Source organism: Thalassospira sp. GO-4, assembly GCF_023588965.1.
Taxonomy (GTDB): domain Bacteria; phylum Pseudomonadota; class Alphaproteobacteria; order Rhodospirillales; family Thalassospiraceae; genus Thalassospira; species Thalassospira povalilytica.
Genome location: NZ_CP097807.1, coordinates 2,376,099 through 2,399,098, shown reverse-complemented (window position 1 = coordinate 2,399,098; position 23,000 = coordinate 2,376,099). Strand labels below are relative to the sequence as shown.

Annotated in this window: 19 protein-coding genes; 12 read left to right on the top strand and 7 right to left on the bottom strand. The window is 55.5% G+C overall.

Annotated features, from left to right (window positions below):
• Positions 1-177 precede the first annotated feature (177 nt).
• Positions 178-1,182, bottom strand: coding sequence for a BMP family protein (locus M9H61_RS11100; protein ID WP_250280447.1), 1,005 nt, complete (start codon positions 1,180-1,182; stop codon positions 178-180).
• 487 nt (positions 1,183-1,669) lie between these two features.
• On the opposite strand from M9H61_RS11100, the gene M9H61_RS11095 reads away from it, so the two are divergent.
• Together M9H61_RS11095 and M9H61_RS11090 are read left to right on the top strand one after the other, a co-directional pair.
• Complete coding sequence (locus M9H61_RS11095; protein ID WP_114113140.1) at positions 1,670-2,770, top strand: site-specific DNA-methyltransferase; 1,101 nt, start codon at positions 1,670-1,672, stop codon at positions 2,768-2,770.
• 140 nt (positions 2,771-2,910) lie between these two features.
• Positions 2,911-3,120, top strand: coding sequence for a hypothetical protein (locus tag M9H61_RS11090; protein ID WP_228196116.1), 210 nt, complete (start codon positions 2,911-2,913; stop codon positions 3,118-3,120).
• 102 nt (positions 3,121-3,222) lie between these two features.
• Here the strand turns inward: M9H61_RS11090 and mutY are convergent, their stop codons facing one another.
• Positions 3,223-4,296: an A/G-specific adenine glycosylase gene (mutY, locus tag M9H61_RS11085; RefSeq protein ID WP_250280446.1), complete on the bottom strand. Its 1,074-nt coding sequence runs from the start codon at positions 4,294-4,296 to the stop codon at positions 3,223-3,225.
• Between the two features lie 77 nt (positions 4,297-4,373).
• Here mutY and M9H61_RS11080 point away from each other — a divergent pair, with 77 nt between their 5' ends.
• From M9H61_RS11080 to M9H61_RS11040, 9 genes are all read left to right on the top strand, one after another.
• Positions 4,374-4,979, top strand: coding sequence for a DUF721 domain-containing protein (locus M9H61_RS11080; RefSeq protein WP_250280445.1), 606 nt, complete (start codon positions 4,374-4,376; stop codon positions 4,977-4,979).
• A gap of 257 nt (positions 4,980-5,236) precedes the next feature.
• On the top strand, positions 5,237-5,833 hold the full coding sequence (locus M9H61_RS11075) for a thioredoxin domain-containing protein (protein WP_068519791.1): 597 nt from the start codon (positions 5,237-5,239) through the stop codon (positions 5,831-5,833).
• Between the two features lie 72 nt (positions 5,834-5,905).
• A complete protein-coding gene (gene smc, locus M9H61_RS11070; RefSeq protein WP_250280442.1) occupies positions 5,906-9,439 on the top strand; it encodes a chromosome segregation protein SMC in 3,534 nt (1,177 codons plus the stop codon).
• A 109-nt stretch (positions 9,440-9,548) separates the two neighbouring features.
• Positions 9,549-10,880: a bifunctional 2-polyprenyl-6-hydroxyphenol methylase/3-demethylubiquinol 3-O-methyltransferase UbiG gene (locus M9H61_RS11065; protein WP_250280440.1), complete on the top strand. Its 1,332-nt coding sequence runs from the start codon at positions 9,549-9,551 to the stop codon at positions 10,878-10,880.
• A gap of 442 nt (positions 10,881-11,322) precedes the next feature.
• The gene (locus M9H61_RS11060; RefSeq protein ID WP_068519788.1) at positions 11,323-11,676 is read left to right on the top strand and encodes an AtpZ/AtpI family protein; all 354 of its coding nucleotides are present in this window, start codon (positions 11,323-11,325) and stop codon (positions 11,674-11,676) included.
• Between the two features lie 34 nt (positions 11,677-11,710).
• A complete protein-coding gene (locus tag M9H61_RS11055) occupies positions 11,711-12,433 on the top strand; it encodes a F0F1 ATP synthase subunit A (protein ID WP_068519787.1) in 723 nt (240 codons plus the stop codon).
• Between the two features lie 60 nt (positions 12,434-12,493).
• Positions 12,494-12,718 (top strand): ATP synthase subunit C family protein, encoded by a 225-nt coding sequence (locus tag M9H61_RS11050; protein ID WP_033068123.1) that lies wholly within the window; start codon positions 12,494-12,496, stop codon positions 12,716-12,718.
• 74 nt (positions 12,719-12,792) lie between these two features.
• A complete protein-coding gene (locus M9H61_RS11045; protein ID WP_101247207.1) occupies positions 12,793-13,278 on the top strand; it encodes a hypothetical protein in 486 nt (161 codons plus the stop codon).
• A gap of 4 nt (positions 13,279-13,282) precedes the next feature.
• Entirely contained in the window at positions 13,283-13,786 is a 504-nt protein-coding gene (locus tag M9H61_RS11040) for a F0F1 ATP synthase subunit B (RefSeq protein ID WP_068519785.1), read from the top strand.
• A gap of 150 nt (positions 13,787-13,936) precedes the next feature.
• Here the strand turns inward: M9H61_RS11040 and M9H61_RS11035 are convergent, their stop codons facing one another.
• Positions 13,937-14,893: a glutathione S-transferase family protein gene (locus M9H61_RS11035; RefSeq protein ID WP_250280438.1), complete on the bottom strand. Its 957-nt coding sequence runs from the start codon at positions 14,891-14,893 to the stop codon at positions 13,937-13,939.
• A 176-nt stretch (positions 14,894-15,069) separates the two neighbouring features.
• Here M9H61_RS11035 and M9H61_RS11030 point away from each other — a divergent pair, with 176 nt between their 5' ends.
• A complete protein-coding gene (locus tag M9H61_RS11030; RefSeq protein ID WP_068519783.1) occupies positions 15,070-16,035 on the top strand; it encodes a LysR family transcriptional regulator in 966 nt (321 codons plus the stop codon).
• 180 nt (positions 16,036-16,215) lie between these two features.
• Here M9H61_RS11030 and M9H61_RS11025 read toward each other — a convergent pair whose 3' ends face one another.
• From M9H61_RS11025 to M9H61_RS11010, 4 genes are read right to left on the bottom strand one after another with little or no spacing between them, the layout of a single operon-like run.
• Positions 16,216-18,291 (bottom strand): hypothetical protein, encoded by a 2,076-nt coding sequence (locus M9H61_RS11025; RefSeq protein WP_250280436.1) that lies wholly within the window; start codon positions 18,289-18,291, stop codon positions 16,216-16,218.
• Entirely contained in the window at positions 18,288-21,002 is a 2,715-nt protein-coding gene (locus M9H61_RS11020) for a DUF4159 domain-containing protein (protein ID WP_250280434.1), read from the bottom strand. Before M9H61_RS11020 ends, M9H61_RS11025 begins: the two co-directional genes overlap by 4 nt.
• Positions 20,999-21,952, bottom strand: a complete 954-nt coding sequence (locus M9H61_RS11015) for a DUF58 domain-containing protein (protein ID WP_250280432.1) — start codon at positions 21,950-21,952, stop codon at positions 20,999-21,001. The genes M9H61_RS11020 and M9H61_RS11015 overlap by 4 nt, the downstream gene beginning before the upstream one ends.
• Positions 21,953-22,993: a MoxR family ATPase gene (locus M9H61_RS11010; RefSeq protein ID WP_068519779.1), complete on the bottom strand. Its 1,041-nt coding sequence runs from the start codon at positions 22,991-22,993 to the stop codon at positions 21,953-21,955.
• Positions 22,994-23,000 lie beyond the last annotated feature (7 nt).

Genomic DNA, 23,000 nt, shown 5'->3' with positions numbered 1-23,000 from the left:
GCGTGACCGCAACACAAAGCGCAAGTTGATCAAACCGGCCGACTGTGTCCGGTATGCATCAAGCGCCTGAAAAGATGCGGTGACGTTCCCAAATTGTCGCAATCCCGAAATCGGGATCAAACAGATAAGGGGCAGTTCGGCTTCTACACCGAACTGCCCCTGAAATTTAAGGAAATCTTACATCGAAGATTTCGGTTCTTCGTCATTCACGTTAACGGTGAATGACCCGTCAAGGATTTCTGCCTGTTTGGCTTCGACCTTGGCGACCGTGCCTTCGGGAAGGAGGCTTGCGTCAAGAACGACACTGCCGCCACCATATTCCATATAGCTGAACTTGCCGTAATCTTCGGCTTTGAATTCACCGGCTTTGACGGCTTCGATGGCGTGGTCAATGGTTGCTTCCATGTGCCACAGTGCCGAACCAAGGATCGTGCCCGGATAATCAGCCGCAGTGTCGATCACGTTGCCAACGGCAAGAATGCCGCGTTCCTTGGCTGCATCCGAAACGCCGAAACGTTCTGCGTACATGACATCGGCACCCTTATCGATCATGGCAAAGGATGCTTCTTTTGCCTTGGGCGGGTCATACCAGCTGTTGATGAAGGTCACCATGAATTCGACATCCGGATTGACCGATTTTGCACCTTCCATGAAGGCATGCATCAGACGGTTGACTTCCGGGATGGCGAAACCGCCAACCATGCCGATTTTGTTCGATTTGGTTGCCGCACCGGCAGCCATACCGACCAGATAGCTCGGCTCGTGGATGAAGTTGTCAAACACCGAGAAATTGTCACCATCCGGGGCAAAGCTTGACCCCATCAGGAAGGCGGTGTCGGGATATTGTGCGGCAACCTTGCGTGCTGCGCGTTCAACGCCAAAGACTTCGCCAACGATCAGGTCAGAACCATTTTCGGCATATTCGCGCATGACGCGCTCATAGTCGGTGTTGGCGACGTTTTCGGAAAATTCATAGGAAATATCGCCACGTTCCTTGGCGGCGTTCAGCGCCTTGTGAATGCGCGAAACCCACTGCTGTTCGACCGGAACCGTATAGATTGCCGAAACTTTAAGCGGGTCGGCCTGTGCCGGTGTGCCAAAGCCAAAGGAAACCACCGCTACTGCTGCGGCCACGGCCGAAAGCAGTGCACGACGGGAAAGGCTGAAAGTGCCAGACTTCATTTTGTCCCCCTGAAGGTTATTGCCGTTATGCGAAGTTCAACTTTTATGCATAGATTGTGGGCAGATTGTATACACGATCAGAAATGAGGCAAAGCGTGTTCTGTCCGAACGGTCAGTTTTTGTGATTTAAACCGGCCATTTAGCGCGTCCGGGCGGGGAAATACGGCTTGGCGCGTGTATAAGTGATTGTTTCTTCACCTGAAAGGCGATGGAGGACTTTCCGGGCCGGCATTTCAGGATAAGCAGACTGTTTTGGATCTGCGGAGTCCGCCCGGTCTGACCGGGGATTTGACCCTGGCGCGGTGACGGGGATTGCCGGACTGAAATCTTCCGGTTTTTGGAGTAGACCGGTTAAGATTGTCTAAACAGGTGACGCACTTTCTAACACAATGCGAATCCTTGAAAAATTTCGGAGTCGGTTAACTCTTTCATTAACTATTTCGGTTGATGCTTTCCTCAAGATTTCGAGGGGAACCTAGAAGGCATCATGACTAAAAAAACAACTTTACCACTTGATCAGGTTCTAGTCGGCGATTGCATCGAACTGATGAACAGCCTGCCGGAAAAATCCGTTGATCTGATTTTTGCCGATCCGCCCTATAACCTTCAGCTTGGGGGGGATCTGCTGCGCCCGAACAATTCCAAGGTCGATGCAGTTGACGACCATTGGGATCAGTTCGACAGTTTCCGTCATTATGACGAATTCACCCGTGACTGGCTGACCGCCGCACGCCGGGTGTTGAAAGATACCGGTGCGATCTGGGTGATCGGCTCGTATCACAACATTTACCGCGTCGGTAACATGCTTCAGGATATCGGGTACTGGATCCTCAATGACATTGTCTGGCGCAAGACCAACCCGATGCCGAATTTCCGCGGCAAACGTTTCTGCAATGCGCATGAAACGCTTCTGTGGTGTTCCAAAAGCGAAGAACAAAAAGCCATCACCTTTAACTACGAAGCGATGAAGCAGCTTAATGAAGGCTTGCAGATGCGCTCTGACTGGTTGATGCCGATTTGCTCCGGCTCGGAACGTCTCAAGGATGAAAAGGGCAAAAAGGTCCATCCGACCCAGAAACCCGAAGCCCTGCTTCAGCGTGTTCTGATGGCAACCACCCGCCAGGGGGATGTGGTTCTTGACCCGTTCTTTGGCACGGGCACGACCGGTGCTGCTGCGCGCCGTCTGGGCCGTCACTTCATCGGGCTTGAGCGCGAAGAAACCTATGCGGAAGCCGCACGTGATCGCATCGCCAAGGTCCAGATGCTTGATGGTGACAGCCTGGAACTGACCGAATCGAAACGCGCCTTGCCGCGGATTCCGTTCGGTGCGGTCATCGAACGCGGTCTGTTGTCGCCGGGCGACAAAATCTATGACAACCGTGGAAATGTTGCGGCACTGGTACGTGCGGATGGCTCGATCAGCCATAAGGACAATGCCGGCTCGATCCATCAGATCGGCGCACATGTTCAGGGCGCACAGGCTTGTAATGGTTGGACTTATTGGCATTACAAATGTGACGGACGTCTGGTGTCGATCGACAATCTGCGCAGTCAGCTGCGCAAGGAAATGGGACAGGTCCCCGCCTGATCCTGATCGGATTTTCCGATTAAATCTTTGATGCCCAAAGCCGGTGCGATTGAAAAATTGCACCGGTTTTTGCTTTTTACGCGAAAACTTGCTATCAAATGAAGATCAGATGTTATCCGTAAGGATAGATGGAGACCGAAATGCAGGCAGGTGCCGTAGGTGGTGCAGGATATGCACCCAACCCGATCCAGATTCAGCAGGCAGCCGCCCCGATTTCTGAAACGGGTAGCAATGACCTGAATTCGCCGCAGACACAGCGGATCGAGCAAACAGCAGAAACGCAGACCTCGCAGCAGGCTGCACCGGCCCCGACCGGGGGACGTGGACAGGTGATCGATATTTACGCCTGATCGCGCCGTGCAAGGTTATAAAAAGAAAAAGGCCCGTGATGAAAATCACGGGCCTTTTCAATTGTAATCGTGGTCTGTCCGTTCCTGTGGATGTCTGAACCTCTATCGGTATTTCAGCGCATGGCGGACGATCTTTTTCATGATTGTCGGCAGGGCAAAGTCGGACAGGCCGTCAATCGTTGTCCAGCTGCCGTCCATTTCATCGGCCAGACCGGCGGGAATGGTGGTGGCCAGAACACTGACATTGAGATGGAAATGGGTAAATGTATGCCCGACCGTGCCATCAAGTTCCGACCAAGCGGCCTTAACCGGAGCCTCTGACAACATGACATCATCGGGGGCGTCAATCGCGCGCCAGTCACTGCCCGGGACTTCGTAAAGCCCGCCAAGCAATCCCTTTTCCGGGCGGCGGCGGATCAGGATGCGACCATCATCTTCGCGCCGGATCCAGAATGCATAGCCAACCCGGGTTGGTTTCGGCTCCTTTTTGCGTTTTTTGGGAAGATCGGCTGCAATACCTGCCTTGCGACCTTCACAATCGGCCTGCCACGGGCAGATGCCGCAGGCCGGGTTGCGCGGGGTGCAAACGGTTGCCCCCAAATCCATCAGCGCCTGGGCATAATCGCCAGGGCGGTTTGACGGGGTCAGGGCAGCGGACTTTTCCTTGATTTCCGGTTTGACGTCAGGAAGTGGTGTTTCAAGGGCAAACAGTCGCGAAATTACCCGTTCGATATTGCCATCCACGGGACTTGCATGGCGGTCAAAGGCAATGGCAGCAACCGCACAGGCGGTATAGGGACCAATACCGGGCAGTTTCAGCAACCCTTCCTCGGTATCGGGGAAAATACCGTCATATTCGGCTGCGACCACCTTGGCGCATTTGTGCAGATTGCGCGCCCGTGCATAATATCCAAGCCCTTGCCAGGCATGAAGAACATCATCAAGTTCGGCATTGGCCAGATCGGTCACGGTCGGCCAGCGTTTCAGAAACGCAGCAAAATATGGTCCGACGGTCTGGACCGTGGTTTGCTGCAACATGATTTCGCTAAGCCAGACGTGGTACGGGTTGGGTGTTTCGCCCGGCTCGGCACGCCAGGGCAAGGTGCGGTGATGGCGATCATACCATTCCAGCATGGTCTGACCGAGGCGGGATATATCGTCAGTGGTGAAATGCACGGCGGTCCCGTGTTATGTTGTGATTGGAATCTGCGAGTGACCCTACGAAAGAACCGGGCTTGAGCAAGCAAAAAGATATGGCTGTTACGAAAACATCTGCCGGTGCGGATCAGACTTCCGCGTCGGTTGCTGCAAAAAACGCGGTCAAGAAACGTCAGAACATCACCCCGATGGGCAGTTCCGAACGCCGGATGGGCTTGCGCAATGTCGCGCCGCTGGTCGGGAACCTGACCCGGCCGCTGGTTCGGAAACGCGGTTTTTTCCAGACGGAAATCATCCTGCATTGGGCCGAAATCGTCGGGCGGGACCTTGAACAATTCACCATGCCGGTGAAATATTCCCCGCCGCGCGGCGAAAATGCCGGTGGCGGAACGCTGGTGATCCGTGTCACCGGCCCGGTCGCGATCGAACTGCAACATCGCATGCCCCAGATCATTGACCGGGTGAATACCTATTTCGGGTATCGGGCGGTGGACCGCATCAAGATGATGCAGGGCGATATTTCCCGACCCGAACGCACGGTTCATGTGCCAACCAGTGTTCCCGAAGGCAATATCGCAAAAAACAACCAGGCCAGCATCGACAAGATCGAAGACCCGCATCTGCGTGAAGTTCTGACCCGGCTTGGTCGTCATATCGCCGGTGCGACGGGCGGGCTCAAACCCAAAACCGGCAAAAAGTAATCAACCCGGATTGTATATTTCCATAATGGGCGCGGGATGCTTTGCGTGCATGCCGACATGGTTGGGCGGTGTGCTGGATGGCGGGGCTGGCGTGTTGCAAATATCGAATCAGTTTCCTGAAATGAACGAACACGGTCTTGCCGCATTTTCACGCGACCTTGGCGACTCGTTGGTGCAATAGCCGTTTTGTGGCGTGTGTTGACTCCCGCGCTGCAACAGGCTTGTAATCACAAAACTTTGTTTTAACGGAGGTTTCCTTGCTAAAGGCGGTTAAGTTTCTTGCAGGTGCATTTCTGATTGCACTTGGTGTCGTTGGGACCCAGCAGGCACATGCAACAGAATGGAAAGAACATGTACTGGGTGATGAAAATGCCCCGGTAACCATGATTGAATATGCGTCTTTGACCTGCCCGCATTGTGCAGCCTTCCACAATGAGGTTCTGCCCGAGATCAAGGAAAAGCTGATTGATACCGGCAAGCTGAAGCTGGTTTTCCGCGACTATCCGCTTGATGCTGTTGCGTTGCGCGCAGCCGCCGTTGCCCAGTGTGCCGGTGATGATCGTTATTTCGGTGTTCTAAGCATGCTGTTCAAATCGCAGTTGAGCTGGGCGCGTTCGGAAGACCCGATCGAAGGCATCAAACAGGTCGTGCGTTTCGGGGGCATGAACAGCGACGCGGTTGATGCCTGCCTTGCCGATCAGGCAATGATCGATGCCATCGTTGCATCGCGCATGAAAGGCGAACAGGAATTCAACGTTTCTTCGACACCGAGCTTCATCCTTGATGGTGAAACCATTGCCGGTGCCCGTGAAGCAGAATTCTTCATCGAAAAAGTCGAAGATCTTATCGACTAAGCAAAACAATTTCGCCGGATACCGTATTGCGGTGTCCGGCAACAGGGGCAGAGGTCGGACCGGGGGACATGATTGGTCCAGTTTAAATCGCTACGGCTGACGGGGTTCAAATCCTTCGTCGATTCAACAGACTTGCTGGTTGAAGACGGGCTGACAGGTGTTGTCGGCCCGAATGGCTGTGGCAAATCCAATCTTGTTGAAGCACTGCGCTGGGTGATGGGTGAAACATCGGCCAAGCAGATGCGCGGCTCCGACATGTCCGACGTTATCTTCGGCGGGACATCGTCCCGTCCTGCGCGCAATGTGGCCGAAGTTTCCGTGACGCTCGATAACAGCGAACGCAAAGCTCCGGCCATGTTCAATGATTTCGATCTTCTTGAAGTGACCCGGCGCATCGAACGCGGCGGCGGATCGAATTACAAGGTCAATGGCAAGGATGTCCGCGCACGCGACGTGCAGTTGCTGTTTGCCGATGCCGCGACCGGTGCGCGATCAAATGCCATGGTGTCCCAGGGCAAGATCGGTGCGCTTATCGGGGCAAAACCGATCCAGCGGCGCCTGATCCTGGAAGAAGCAGCCGGCATCACCGGTCTTCATTCACGCCGCCACGAAGCCGAATTGCGTCTTAAGAACGCCGAACAGAATATGGAACGTCTTGAAGACGTTCTGGTGCAGCTTGATGGCCAGATTGCCAGTTTGCAAAAGCAGGCCCGTCAGGCCGAACGATATCGCAAACTGTCCGAAAGCATCCGCCAGACAGAGGCATTGCTGTTCCATATCCGCTGGACCGATGCACAGAAACGCCAGAATGATGCGCGTGAATTGCTGGTCGCGGGCGAAAGTGCGGTCCGTGATCTGACCTCGTCAGTGACCGAGGCGACAACGGTGCAGGCCCATATTGCCGCAAGTCTTCCCGATTTGCGCAAAAAGGAAGCCGATGCTGCTGCCGCCCTGCAACGACTTTTGATCGAACGCGAAGGCCTTGATAAAGACAAGGCACAGATCGAAACCCAGATGAGCCAGCTTCGTGCGCGCATTCAGCAAATTGACGCCGACCTTGCCCGCGAAGCCGAACTGGCAAGTGATGCCCAGGGCGCGCTTGAAAAGCTTAAACGTGAACGCGAAGAACTCAGCGAAGCCCAGGGCGGCGAAGATGACGAGCTTGACGAAGCCCGTGAAATTGCCGCTGAAAAGGCCATCCGTGTCGAAGAACTCGAAGGTGCGGTCGAAGCATTGACCAGCAAGGTCGCCGAGGAAGAAGCCCGTCTTAAATCCGTTCAGCAACGCCTGAGCGAACTTAATGCGCGCCGCAACCGTTTGACCGAACGCCATGACGAGGCAGTGGCAAAGCTTGATGATATCCGCATCGAGGCCGACTTTACCGAGGCCCTTGAAGAAGCAAACATGCATCTTGAAGAATGCGAAGAGCTTTGCGAACAGCGCAAGATGGCAGTCGAAGAAGCCGAAATGCGGCTGGCGGAAATGCGCGACCGCGAAGACAGTCTTAAAACGGCCGAAAGCGATGCACGTGATGCCCTGCGCGATGCCGAAAGCCGCAAGGCCCGCCTGATGGCGGAAATCGAAGCGCTGGAAAGTCTGCTTAAGGGCGGCGATGACGACAAATATTCTGGCGTGATCGAAGACATCACCGTGCAAAGCGGTCTTGAACTGGCGATGGCAGCGGCCCTTGGCGAAGATCTTGATGCGCCCGATGCCGCCGATGCGCCGATGCATTGGTCAGCGATTGATCCGGCAACCGATGATCCGGCCTTGCCCGATGGTGTGACCGCACTTGCCAAATTTGTCGAAGCCCCGGCACTTTTGAACCGCCGTCTTTGGCAGATCGGGATTGTTGACGATGATGCCACGGGTAACTTCCTGTCCAAGAATTTGAAAGTCGGGCAGCGGCTGGTGTCGCGCGAAGGGGCGCTTTGGCGTTGGGACGGGTATCGCATTCTGGCCGGGGCCGAATTGCCCGCAGCAGTGCGTTTGCGTCAACGCAACCGGCTTGAAGAATTGCGCGGCGAACTTGAAGAAGCCGATGCCGTGGTCGAAGCCTCACTTGAGCGTTCGGAAATTGCGACTGAAAATGTCGAACGGCTTGATGAAGAAATCGAAGCCGCCCGCACCGACGAACAGGAAGCCCATCGTGCAGTGCGCGAAGCCGAAGGAACGCTGTCGCGTGCACGTGAAGAAATCGCCAATATCAAACGCGACGCCAGCGCCATTGAAAGCCGCCTGCAAAACGCCGAAGAAGCCGAAAAGCGAGCCAAGCAGGACCTTGATGAAGTCATCGCCGAACAGGAAGAGCTGTCAGCACTGCCTGAAGAAAGCAGCGAAGGTCTGATGGAAATCAAGGCCGAGCTGATCGAACAGCGTGCCAATCTTTCCGATGCCCGTGCCGATCAGATGGAAGCGAGAAGCATGCTGGAACGCATGCAAAGTGCAATGTCGGGCCGGCGCAAGCGTCTTGAATTTGTTGAAAACGAAATTGCGACCTGGAACGAACGTGCGTCAGGCGCGGGGGAACGTGTTGCCGAATTGCGCGACCGTCAGGAAGAAGCCCGCATGGAGATCGAGGAGCTTGAACTCAAGCCCGAAGAGATCGAAGAACGCCGTGCGATCCTGTCGGACCGGATCGAACTGGCCGATCAGACCCGCAAGGACGCGGCCGACGAACTGCAAAAGGCCGAAAATGCCCAGCGCGAAGCCGACCATAATCTTAAGGAAGCTGAACAGAAACTGGCCGAAGCCCGAGAGGGCCGCGTGCGCTGTGAGGCATTGCTTGAACAGGCCGAACAACATCGCCGCGATTTGATCGAGCGTATCCGCGAACGCGTCAATGCAACGCCGGACCAGCTGGTTGAACTTGGCCAGATTGATCTGACCAAGGAACTCCCGGCCGAGGCCGATATCGAAGCCCGCCTGCAACGCCAGTCGCGCGAACGCGAAAATCTTGGGGCGGTGAACCTGCGTGCCGAAGTCGAACTGGCAGAATTGCAGGAACAGAAAGACACCATGGTGTCGGAACGCGATGATTTGATTGCTGCCATTGAAAAGTTGCGCAATGGTATCAATCAGCTCAATCGCGAAGCACGTGCACGTCTCAAGACGGCGTTTGACGAAGTCGACAAACATTTCCAGCAATTGTTTGTCCGCCTGTTTGGTGGCGGTGGTGCGCATCTGATGCTGACCGATGCCGACGATCCGCTTGAAGCCGGGCTTGAAATCATGGCATCCCCGCCGGGCAAGAAGCTTCAGCATCTGTCGCTGTTGTCTGGTGGTGAACAGGCCCTGACCGCGGTTGCCTTGCTGTTTGCAGTGTTCCTGACCAACCCGGCCCCGATCTGCGTGCTTGACGAAGTTGACGCACCGCTTGATGACGCCAACGTTGACCGTTTCTGCAAACTGCTCGAAGCAATTGGCCGTCATGCCAATACCCGCTTCCTGGTCATTACGCACCACCGTATGACCATGGCCCGCATGAACCGTCTGTTCGGGGTGACGATGGCCGAACGCGGGGTGTCATCACTGGTATCGGTCGATCTGCATCAGGCCGAAGTCTATTCGAAAAAAGAACAGACCGAGCTTGATTTCACGAGCTGATGATCGTGCCCGTGAACACCATCCAGTGATTAGATTATCGGAAATTAATGAACTGATAGGACCGTCAATGTTACACCGGCATTGAAATTCAATGACGGTGAATAGATTGATGTCCCAGAAAGTGCGCGAACTTTACGAACAGTTTCCCTATCCGCTGCGCGACCCGCAGGAGGAAAAAGACCGTTTGTTGATGCCGCCGCTTGATACCCTGTCGCGCGTCAATCATTACTGCTTTGGCGGGACAAAGGTGATTGATGCATCTTTCCGCGCCCTTGTTGCCGGGGGCGGAACGGGCGATGCGATGATCTGGCTTGCCGAACAGCTGCGCGACGTTGGTGGATCGGTGACCTATCTTGAGCCGTCCGAGGCAAGCACCCGGGTCGCACGCGCCCGTGCCGAGGCCCGCGGCCTTGAAAATGTCATCTATGTCAACGCGACCATTTCCGAATTTGCTGCCTCAAAACCCGACCGGTTTGACTACATCAATTGCGCCGGGGTTCTCCATCATCTTGAAGACCCAAAGGAAGGGCTTCGTGATCTGGCGTCGGTTCTGAAGCCCGATGGTGCGATGGGGGTGATGGTTTATGGCGAACATGGGCGTCTTGCCGTGACCGAATGGCGCAAAATGATCGAACCGCTTCTGAACAACAAGGACCTGTCCGAACAGCTTGCCATGACGTGCAAGCTGCTGGGCAATTTGCCCGAAGACAACATGTTGCTCAAGATGGGGGGCGGTCCGGGCTTTATCAAAGGTTTGCTTGAAAACGATCCCGAAATTGTCGATTTGCTGTTGCATCCTGTTGAATGTGCCTATGACGTGCACGGCGTCTATGACTTTGCCGCATCGGCTGATTTGCATGTTGCGGCCTTTACCGGATTTTTCGGTTTTGGTGGCACGGGAAAGGCGCATTATGCGATCGGCAATCTGGTGCGTGATCCGGCTTTGTTGCGCGAACTGTCGGCCATGCCGCTTCGTGATCAGCAGGCATTTTGCGAACGATACAGCGGTGCGATGCCGCTTCATGCTTTTTACCTGACCCGGGATGATCGCGCCCAGGCGGCTGAAATGCTGCCCGATGGGGATCTTGCGCCTTATTTCTTTGTCAAACCGACCCCGTCCTTCTTTGATGATCTTGTTGCCCTGGCCGGGCAGCCCGTTCTGATCGAAGATGGCAGCGGCAATGCCGTCGACCTGACAGGGGGACCTGATCTGGCGCGGCTTTTGGCGGTCTTTGACGGCAAGAACACGGTCGCCGATCTTGTCCGGATCTTGCGCGATGATATCCTTGATAAACAGCCGATCGATATGAATTCGATTGCCATCAACACGCTTGGCGCTGTGTGGGCACTGTTTCACAAGTTCGACTGGATGCTGGCCAGCAGGCCGGATGGTTGGCAAAAAGCTGAAAGTGAACGCCAGCTGACGGTTCGCAAGCAATAGGCACGCCGGTAGTGATTCCCGATTGCGATATGTTGGCGGCGTGAATCGACCAACCTGCGGTGCAATTGGTCGTCAAAACAGACGCCAAGGTCGTAAAATATCGACCAAAAAAGGTGAAAATCACCGGCCTGTGTGAAATTAGATCACATTGCAACCGGTTGTGCAGTTTCAGGCCAAACACATGATAACCAAGGGAAACTGCCGGTTGTAGCTGGCGTGATTGCCAAAGCCCGGGCAAATTCGTCTGCGACTATTGCCTAAGTGCAAAAGTGTTTTCCTTCACATAATTCAATATAACTTATTGTAATAAAAAGAATTATTGGCGTTTTGACCCTCCTTCGCAGGCGGGGTTTTACAGCTTGACAGCCCATGGGGTGCTAAGTATGTTGCCCGCGCATTTCCTTGCGACGTTTGCAAGGTTGCCAAAGCGGGGTTCACGACAATGAGCGATGACAAAGATCGCGCTTCATTAGAAGAGCTTGAAAGCAAGCTGGCAGCTGTAGCAGGCAAACGCGAAGAGAAGCACGGCCCGAACCGGGCGACTGGCAAACCATCCCAGGGGATGGCACTTGGCATGAGAATTTCGGCGGAAATGATCGCTGCTGTTCTTGTTGGCTTGCTGATTGGCTGGGCGCTGGATCGGGTGCTTGATACGACGCCTTGGCTGCTTGTTCTGTTTGTCTTTCTCGGGGCAGGTGCCGGAGGCTTGAACGCTTATCGTGTTGCCAAGGGCTATGACAGTGCTGTCGGACTTGGTCGTGCGATGAGGGAGCACAAGCAGGGGGACGGGAAATAATCCCGAAGCCTTATAATATTGAGCGAGGATTACGGTGGCTGGACCGCTAGAGCAGTTTGAAATCAAGCCCTTGGCCGAGCTTTCGCTTGGCGGCATTGATATTTCCTTCACCAACTCCGCACTTTGGATGGTATTCGCAGCCGTTCTCGTAACGTGCTTTATGACGCTGTCCATGCGTCGCGGTGCATTGGTCCCGGGTCGCTGGCAGGGTGCTGCCGAGGTGATGTACGAATTCGTCGCCAATATGCTCAAAGATAACGTCGGAAGCGCGGGTCGCAAGTACTTCCCGTTCATTTTCACGTTGTTCATGTTTGTCATGTTCGGGAACCTGCTTGGCATGATCCCGCACAGCTTTACTTTCACGAGCCACATCGCGGTTAACTTCGCGCTGGCTCTGGTGATCTTCATCGGTGTGACGATCATCGGCTTCATGCGTCATGGCACGCATTACCTTCGGATGTTCTTCCCTGAAGGTGCGCCGATTGCGACCGCGATCATTCTGGTCCCGATTGAAATCATCTCCTATTTCTCTCGTCCGTTCAGCCTGGCTATCCGACTGTTTGCAAACATGACCGTCGGCCACATCATGCTGAAAGTTATCGGTGGGTTCGTCGGCCTGATTGGCATTCTCGGCGTGCTTCCGTTTGCGCTGCTGACGGGGATTACTGTTCTGGAGTTCGGCATTGCTGCGCTTCAGGCTTATGTGTTCACAATTCTCACCTGCATCTATCTCCATGATGCAATCCACATGCACTGATGTATGTGGTTTGGTGTGATCTCTTCTGATTGCCTTTAAGAAATTCGAAAGGGTGAAGTTATGGAACTCGATGCTGCTAAGATGATCGGTGCTGGCCTGGCTGCTATTGGCATGATTGGTGCCGGTATTGGTGTTGGTAACATCTGGTCGAGCCTGATTGCGACTGTTGGCCGTAACCCGGCTGCAAAAGGCGACGTTGAACTGTATGGCTGGATCGGCTTTGCTGTTACCGAAGCTATTGCACTGTTCGCACTCGTCGTTGCGCTGATCGTTCTGTTCGTCTAATCGGCGCCTTTTGAGCGAATACACGGCCCGGCGAGGGACCCCCTCGCCGGTGTCGTTGAATTCGGGAGTAGGCTATGCCGCAGTTTGATATTGCGACGTTCTCTGCACAGATCTTCTGGCTGTTCGTCATTTTCGCCGTCTTGTATTTCCTGATGTCGAAAATCGCGCTGCCGAAAGTTGGTGAAGTGCTTGAGCGCCGTCAGAAAACCATCGAAGACAACCTTGGCAAGGCACGGGCGTTGAAAGACGAAACCGATGCCGCCATCGCGAAATACGAGGCTGCTTTGGCAGAAGCTCGTGATGCCGCCCAGGCAGACATTCGCGAAGCGTCGGAAAAGGCTGCTGCAGAGCAAGCCAAAAAAACCGAAGCACTGGTCAAGAAGCTGTCTAAAAAGACATCTGATGCCGAAAAGGCAATTGCGGATGCCAAAACGGACGCGCTGACCGGTGTTGCAGAAGCAGCTTCGGAAATCGCCCGCGAAGCAACCGAAAAACTTATCGGTGTCAAGGTTCAGGCCAAAACTGCCGACAAGGCTGTTTCGGCGATTGTAGGAGAGTAAGACAATGGCAACCCAAGAGGTTACTTTCCTTACCGATCCATACACCTGGACTACGCTTTCTTTCGTCCTGGTCGCCGGTTTTGGCGGTTTCAAGGCTGTTAAGGGCATCTCGAGCGCACTTGATAAACGTGCACAGAAGATCTCTGACGAGCTGGACGAAGCTCAGCGTCTTCGCGAAGAGGCCCAGGAGCTTCTGGCCAATTATCAGGCCAAACAGCGCGAAGCCCTGAAGGAAGCTGACGAGATCCGCGCGCATGCCAAGGCAGAAGCCGACCGTATGCTTGAAAGCGCCCAGGCTGAGCTCAAAGCGGCACTCAAACGCCGTGAACAGCAGGCTCTGGAACGTATCTCCAACCTTGAAAGCCAGGCCATTGCCGAAGTTCGTGCGCATGTCGCCGAAATCGCAGCAAAGGCAACCACCGCCCTTGTTACTGACAAGGTTTCCGGTGCCAAGGCAGACGAGTTGGTGAACAACGCGATTGCGGAAATCAAAGGTCGCCTGAACTAAGAGTTTCCGTTTTCGGAAATTGAAAACCCCGCAAGCATTGCTTGCGGGGTTTTTGTTTGTCCGGATGCCGGTGGCTGATCAAATCGCGGCACGGTATCGATGCGTCCAGGCTGGCAGGGGGCGGGGTTAAACGTTCAGGTGACCACGCCCTTAAAAGCGGTCGCGATCATGGGGACCATCAAAATCAAGATCAGGACCGACCGGCACCACCCCGGATGGGTTAACGGACGGGTGGCTTTGGTAATAGTGGTTCTTGATATGGTCGAAATGTACCGTCTGGCGGACGCCCGGATGCTGATAAAGCGCCTTGGTGTAATTCCAGAGATTGGGATATTCGTGCAGCATCTTGCGATTGCATTTGAAATGCCCGTGATAGACCGCATCAAACCGCAACAGGGTCGGGAACAGCCGCCAATCGGCTTCTGTCAGCTTCTCGCCCGCAAGGTAGGGCTGTTGGCCCAACCGGTCTTCAAGCCAGTCCAGCGTGTCAAAAAGGGTGGTGACGGCCTCTTCATAGGCCGACTGGCTGGTGGCAAAGCCCGATTTGTAAACCCCGTTATTCACATCGTGATAAACCCGGTCATTGACCGCATCAATTTCACTGCGCAGATCTTCGGGGTAATAATCGCCTTCCTTGGCGCCATGGCCATCAAACGCGGTATTGAGCATGCGGATGATTTCCGATGACTCGTTACTGACAATACGGCCCGATTTCTTATCCCACAGGACCGGCACGGTGACCTTGCCGGTGTAGTCGGGTTTGGCTGCGGTATAGACCTGATGAAGCAGCGCATGGTTGCCCAGATCATCGATGAAACCGTCTTCTGGTGAAAACTGCCAGCCGTCATCGCCCATATGCCAATGCACGACCGAGACCGAAATCATTCCTTCAAGGCCCTTGATCGCGCGAAAGATCAGGGTGCGATGTGCCCACGGGCAGGCATAGGAAACATAGAGATGATAACGCCCGGGCTCTGCGGGAAATTCTGCATCGGGATCGGCCGACAGCCAATTGCGGAAAGCTGAATCCTGCCGGTTGAATTTACCGTTGCGGTTCTTGGCAAGCAGGGACTCCGTTTGCCAGACGCCGTCTACCAGTTGGCCCATTTCTCTCTCCGATTTTTTGGTCTGCCGGTGACCGATCGGGTCATATCAGGCAGACCGGAAATTTTGCTGTTTCAGCTATTGTTGCCATTTCCGCGTTGAAGACAATCCGCTGTTGTGAGATTTATTTGTTTCCCAATACGCAACAGTCGGGTTGCGATACGATCAGGAGTATCATCATGTTGATCGGTAATCTGGACGGAATGACCGTTTTCGCCCGTGTCGTCGAAGAAAGCAGTTTTTCCGGTGCGGCGCGCAAGCTTGGCATGTCGAAATCTGCTGTCAGCAAGCATGTTACCAAGCTTGAAGACAGTCTTGGTATCAGGTTGCTCAATCGTACCACCCGTCGTCTTAGCCTGACCGATGCCGGATCAACTTTCTATCAGCATTGTGCACGCGTCGTCGAAGAAATCGAAACGGCTGAACATGCGCTGACTGATTTGCGCGGTACGCCGCGCGGCACTCTTCGTATTTCTGCTCCGCTGACATTTGGCCAGATGTATTTGCCGCAACTGGTGACCGAATTCATGGAAATGTATCCGGGGCTGCATGTGGATATTCATCTGGCCGACCATATGGTCGATCTGGTGGCCGAAGGGTTCGATATGGCGATCCGTATCACCCGGCTTAAGGATTCCAGCATGATCGCGCGCAAGCTTGCCGATTATACCGGGCATGTGGTTGCTGCACCGGCCTATCTTGAACAGTTTGGTGAACCCAAAACTCCCCAGGAACTGGCTGATCACAAGACCCTGGCCTATACCAACGTTGCTAGCCCGAATATCTGGGATTTCGAAGGGCCGGACGGCCCGGTTACGGTGCGGGTCAATCCGGTCATGTCGTGCAATAATGGTGAATTCACCTCGATCGCGGCCATTCGCGGGCTTGGCATTGCGCGTGAACCGGAATTCATTGTCGCCGAAGCACTAAGCGAAGGCCGCCTTGTCCGAATTCTCAAGGATTACGACCCGCTTAACAATGGCGGGATCTATGCCGTTTATCCGGAACGTCGCCATCTGCCCAGCAAGGTCCGTGTCTTTATCGATTTTCTGGTCGAGAAATTCCGCGGCGGCTTGTGCAATTTCCATCAGGCCGCCTGTCACGAATATAAACAGGGCCGCGGCCGTCAACGTCCCGCACCGTAACGAAGCTGGCCTGTTAACACCGGCAAGCACCGGATCAGAAGGCGTGCAACATGGCAATCATCTGTGCGTCGGGGGCAGGGCATTGCAATCAGTACGGTCCGTGACCCGGGGCCGGAAGGCACAGATCGACTGGTCACATTGCGATAGGTGATCGTGTGATCAGATATGGCGATCAGCGGCCTAGTTGCTTTCAGCCCGCCATCCCAACAGACAAATCCCCCCGATCAGAAGCGCAATCACAGGTAGCGGCAACAGATTGGTGATCCCGCCAATGACGGTTTTGTAGCTGTCGGTTTCAACAAATCCGGCCCAGTTGCTGCCATGCCGGACACGGTCATCGGGCACCTGGCGGAAATCCGGAAGGCCGTCTTCGATCCGGCCGATAAAGCCGTCATTCGCCGCGACAAGTTCGGCCAGAAGTTCCGGTGTTGAATTGGTGTTCTGGGTTTCAGGTGTCAGAACATCGCGGTCAACATGCAAGGCGGTTTGCCGCCGGTCATTGCGGTCGCGTACCCCCACCCGGATCAGACCGCGTTCGGCAATCGGAACCGTTGCATGCCATGACTGATCGGGAAGCTGTTCGAACCGGGCATTGATCTGTTCGCCGGTTTCCGGATTGATGACATTGGCCATTTCCGGTGCCGCACCGATTTTACGCCAGTTCAGAATAAGGCTTTCGCCATCCGGGCTACGCGTTGTGGTGACGGTGTTTTCATCAAGGGCGGGCTCCTTCATCAGCCAGTGGGACAGGCGGCGCAAAAGTTCGGCCACCGGTCCGCCCCCGTCATGCCCGCGCTGCCATAACCACATCTGATCGGTACTCAGCATCGCGACCCGGCCTTCTTCGACCCGTTGCAAGGTCAGAAGCGGCATTTCATCGGCCCCGGTTAAAAGGGTCATGGCATCGGGGTCCGACACCCGGGTTTCGATCTGACGATACCAGCGGCCCCATTTTGGGGGCGTGGTTGGCGATCCGGCAATCGCGGCAGTTACCGGATGCAACCGGCCGGCCGCATTGACGCGCGGGACAAAGGGTTGTTCAACGATCCGTCCGGTCGCCTCGGCAGGCATCAGCTTGTCAAGCGCTGTGCTTGAAAGGCCATCCGGGCCGATATATTCGGGGCCGGCAACAACAAGTGCCGCCCCGCCCCAACGGACATAATCCACCACCTTTTCAAGATAGTGGGGCGGTAAAACACCACGCATCTGATAGCGGTCAAAAATGATCAGATCAAATTGCCGCAGACGGACCTCAAACAAATCACGGATCGGAAACGGGATCAGGGCAAGTTCATTGATCGGGGTGTCATCGCCCTTTTCGGGGGGCCGCAAAATGGTGAAATGCACAAGATCAACACCGGGGTCCGCGCGCAATAGATTGCGCCATGCACGTTCCCCCGGATGGGGTTCGCCTGAGAGCAACAACACCCGCAACCGGTCACGCACGCCGGTGGTTTCAAGGATCAGGCGATTGTTGCTTTTGTCGGTTTCTTCGGGGGCATCTTCCATGCGCAATTCCGCCAGAACCGAACCGGCATGCGGTACCGGGATACTGACCCGGCTTTCTTCATTGGCCGGAAGAAGAATTTCGTCTTCGGTGCCGTCTTCCAGAAGCATCCGAACCGGAATTGCCGTTCCCGGCGGAAGGTCATGGTCAATGGCCTCGATCATGAACTCGGCCTGTTTGCCGACAATGCCGTAATCGGCACTTTGGCGAATGACCAGACGCCGGTCGCGTTCATCGCGCGCCCCGCTGATCAGGACATGCAACGGCGCGCCGAGATCAAGACGGGTCGGGACATCATGGACCTGGCCGTCGGTGATCATCATCACCCCGCCAAGACGTTCACGCGGAATTCCGCCCAAAAGCCGGTCGAGAACGGCAAACATCCGGGTGTCGGTTTCACCGCTGACTTCTTCGATGCGCAGTTCGACTGACGGGTCATCGGCGAAACGGTCCCTGATTTCGGCGATGGCGGCATCGGTTTGTGCCGCCCGGTTTGCGATGCGCTGACTGGCGGTTCTGTCGACCAGAACCAGGATAATGTCGCTAAGCTTTTCGCTTTCGCGGTCGGTAAATTGCGGTGCAAGCAATGCCAGCAACACCAGAACCATCACAACCGCCCGCCAAACCGTGCCGCGTAACCGCAACAGGGTAAACAGGATGATTGCCGCCAGGCACAGCAATGCAAGACCTTGCAGCAGGGTGACGTCAAGCAACGGTGCAATCTGGAAATTCTGCCATCCCTGTTTCATCGGCCAAGCCTTTCAAGTATGGCGGGCAGGTGCACTTGATCGCCCTTGTAACTGCCCGTCAGCGCATACATCACAAGATTGATGCCAAAACGCACGGCCAGTTCGCGCTGACGCGGGGCGATGTCTTCGGTGCGGATTTCATCGCGCCCTTCCGGGATCATCCAGGCCGATGCCCAGTCATTGCCCCCAAACAATACCGACGCCACCCCGTCCAGGCGTTGATTGGGCCGCGCATCTAGCCATAACGGGGCCGAAAACCGGCCATAGGCATGATCAAGCAAATAGAAACTGCGAAACAGAATATGGTCGCCCGGCGCCCGATCAAGAAGCGGAACTTCCAACCCGGCCAGCAAGCGCCGCAGACGGGCCGGCTGAACTTCGCGGTCGCGGCTATCGATCAGGATCATGCCACCATTATTCAGATAGCGGTTCAACCGTTCGCGCGCGCGTTCGGAAAACGCGGCCTGTCCGTCAACAAGCGGCCAATAGATCAGCGGATAGAAACTGAGCTCGTCGGTTTCCGGATCAACCCCGTCCACCGTGTTAAGGTCCGCGGCACTGCGCCGGCGCAAATATTCTGTAAGGCCGGTCATCCCCGCAAGGCTAAGCCGATCGACCGGCGCAACACCGGTCTTGAGATAGGCAAGCCGCGGTTGCAGGGCGGCTTCCTGAACCGATGCCGCATGACCGGTTCCGTTTGTTGCCAAAAGCATGGCGGTTGCAACACCGGAAATCCCGACGACCAGCAAGATGGTGGTAAATGCATTGCGTTTGCTGTTCCGGCGCAAGCTTAGATGATGAAGGGCAAGGAGGATCAACGCATCAACCAGCAACAGCAAAAGTGCCCCCAACAGGCACAATGCCGCAAGGTCGACCTGATCCTGACTTGTGATCTTGTGCGTGGTGACCCCGGATGGCCAAACCACGGTATCGGCGATATTGGTCAATGACGGGCCAAGGTTAAGCGCAACGGCCTGTCCGTTTTCCCCATAGATGCCCGGTGGATGACGAGGATTGGGTACTGGCAGTGGCGAACGCACCGGTAAAACCAGCGCATCAGGCTGATGGGTTTGCCCGAACCCGTCCAGAACCGACTGGGGCGGAAGGCTTGTGCTCAGCTCCGCATCGTTCCGGTTGCTCGGACTGGCAAGGGGCAGGATCTTTTGCCAAAGTTCAACAAAAAGCCCCGACATTGGAAGGTTCGACCAATCCGCCCATGGGGTTACATGAAACAGAACCACCCGGCCCGAATTGCGTGCCGCACTGGTGATCAACGGGGTTCCGTCTGTCAGGCGGGCCCATGTTTTGCCAAGGATATCGGGGTCCGGTTCGGCAAGAAGCTGACGGTTGACCGTGATGTCGCTTGGAATGGTGATGCCGTAAAACGGGCTGTTATCGGGGAAATCAAGCAGCCGTTTGGGTTTTTCCCATGACATCGACCCGCCAAAATCACGGTTGCCCAGCCGCAAGGTCACCGGAAGGAATTCATTGCCGATTTCAGTGGAACTGTCACCGGCAAAGCGCACCAGCATCCCCCCGTCATTGACCCAGCGTTCAAGGGTTTCAAACTGGCTGCCAAGACCCGAAATCGGCCCGGTTGCCACCAGAATATCGACCTTCTGTTCAAGCAACTGGCCAAGCGGGGCATATGTAACATCGGCATAGGGCGACAAGGCTCGATCAAGGAAGAAATACTGATCGGACAATACGCCGGGACTGTCGCCCGAACTGACAATCACACCAACCCGCCGTTGTTGCCATCGTGCCCCGGTCTGATACATGGTCGCGGCACTTTCAATGCCTTCGATGCCGACCGCCTGAATGGCGTTGGCGATGTCGCTTGGCAAAAAGATCGCAATGTCGCTTTGATCGGTATTCGCGGCAAGTTCCGCACTGTGGCGCAAAAGAACCGTTCCCCGATCCCCGCGCGCCAGAAGATTGACCACACGCGGGGTATCGCTGCGATCATGGGCGATGGTTGCAACCATTCCGGTGCGTGACCGGGTCAGGGCCCGAATGGCGATCCGGTCAGTGCGCGGCGGTGAAATGACGGTGATTGGCGCAACATCAAGAAGTTCCCTGGCAATGTCGGCTTTGCCCAGGCTGTTCATATTATCGGTCAGCCACAAAATACTGCCGATGGCATTGGTCATTTCAGGATTTTCGGAAATCAGGTCCGACAGGGCGGCATAATCGGAATTCCAAGGGCGCGGATGCAGCCGGTCAATCAGGTTTTCCGTTCCTTGTGACGATATCGGACCGACAATTTCCGGCAATTTCCAGGTGGATGCCCCGGCAGCCTCGGGGGCGGTTTGCGCCAGATAGACGGTCTGCAAATCAAACCGGGCCTGATTGGCAATCTGTTGCAGGGCGGTGCGGTATTGCGTCCAGTTCGCGGCACTTTCCCAGCCGTTATCGGCAATGATCAGAATGGCCCCGTCATTGGCGGTAAAGTCATTGCGGTTCATGACCGGGCGGGCGGCTGCAACAATCAGCAAGGTCAGAATGATACAGCGTAAAATGGTCTGCCAGATCGGTGCACGTTGAATGTCACGGCGTTGGCTTTTAAGGCCGCGCAACAGACGTGCGGCCGGGAAGATCACATTTTTGGGTGCGCGCGGGGCCGACCGGATCAAAAGCCAGACAATCGGCAAAACCATAAGGCCCGCCAGCATCGCCGGATGCAGGAATGTGATGGCCGCAAGGCTCATGACGTCTCCTGCTGGTTATGGCGATGCAGGGTCGGGCGTCCCCGGCCGTTTGACCCGCTTTGATTTTGCCGTTCGCTAAGATGCTGATACAGCGCAAGCAATGTCGGGCTTGCACTTTCCGATGTGACATGCCGGTCATAAAGCCAGTCATTGTGGCGTGCCGCATCGCGCACCGAGGCCCGCCATTTTTGTGCACGCTGTCTGAAGCCATCGGCGATGTCTTCGAAACGTTCGCTGCGATAGATCATCTGATCTTCGGTATCAAACAGATTGATCCGCCCGCGAAATGGCGGGGATATTTCGGCCGGATCAAGAATTTGGACCAAGGCACCGTCATTCTGGTATTGGCCCAGACGGCGGATCACATTGCCGGCTTTTTCCCCCTGATCGGAAAATTCCAGAAAATCACCAAGCAACAGGATCGAATGTTTGCGACCGACATGAATGCTTCCGCCCTGTTCGGCAATACTGTGCGGGGTTGCCAGCATCGCGTGGGCAAGTTTTTCAAGATGTTCGGCCGATGTGATGCGGGTGCGTTCACCATCAAATGTGCCAACGGTTTCGCCATTGCGAATCAGAAGATCTGCCAGTGCGATCGAAATGATCAGGGTACGTTCGGCTTTGCTGGGGATCTTGTCACTTGATGACCAGTACATGGATGGCGATAAAACTGGCCAGATCCAGTAATTGTGGCTGGCCTGCCATTCGGTCTGGCGGATAAAGGTATGATCGCTGCGTGCGGATCGCCGCCAGTCGATCTGGTTGGTCGGATCACCGGGGACATAGGGCCGGAATTGCCAGAAATCACTGCCCGGGCCGACTTTGCGATTGCCGTGCAGGCCGCTGCGCAAACTGATGGCAGTGCGACGCGACTCATCAATCAGCTGGGGCAGCCGGGCGGCAAGTGCACGTGCGGCAGCAACATGATCATGCACGGCAGTGACGGCCAATTATGGTTTCTCCTGCAAGTGGGCAAGCGCATCGGTAATCAGGCCCTTGGCGGTGAAGCCTTCGGCACGGGCCCCATAGGTCAGGCCAAATCGATGACGCAGGACCGGGACGGCCAGTTCTTCGATATCTTCAAGTGACGGTGCAAACCGGCCAAACAGCATCGCACGTGCCCGACATGCCAGCGAAAGCGCCTGTGCCGCACGGGTGCCCGGCCCCCAGGCGACATTGTCGCGAATATCGGCAATTGATGTGCTTTCGGGGCGGCATTCGCGACACAGCGCGATGATTGTATCCAGTACCCGGTCGGGCATCGGCAGACGACGGACAAAGTCCTGTGCCTCGACCAGATCGTCGGCCTGAAGAACCTGCCGCGGGCGGGTGGGATAGCGTCCGGTGGTTTCGGTCACGATTTTGCGTTCTTCATCCGCATTCGGATATCCCAGCCGGACTTCAAGCAGGAAACGGTCAAGTTGTGCTTCGGGCAGCGGATATGTGCCTTCCTGTTCAAGCGGGTTCTGGGTTGCGACCACGTGGAACGGTTCGGGAAGCTTGTGACTGTATCCGGCAACCGATACTTCGCGTTCCTGCATCGCCTGCAACAGGGCGGACTGGGTGCGGGGGCTGGCACGGTTGATTTCATCGGCCAGAAGCAACTGGCAAAATACCGGTCCCTTGATAAAGCGGAAGGCACGTTTGCCGTCGGCCCCTTCTTCAAGGACTTCGGAACCCAGAATATCGGCCGGCATCAAATCCGGGGTGAACTGAACACGTTTGTCCAGAAGCCCCAGAACTTTGCCCAATGTGTGGGCCAGCAATGATTTGCCAAGCCCCGGCGCACCGACCATCAGGACATGGCCACCTGATAAAATGCCGATAAGTGTTTGCTCTACGGCGTCATTCTGCCCAAATATAATGGATGAAACCATTTTGCGGGCTTCGGCCAGCCGCGCGACGCATTCGTCCAGGCGAGCGGCGTCGCGTTCCAGACTGCTATCTTGGGAAAAACCCATTTCTTCGGGGAAACGTGGCGCGTTTGTCATGATGCGA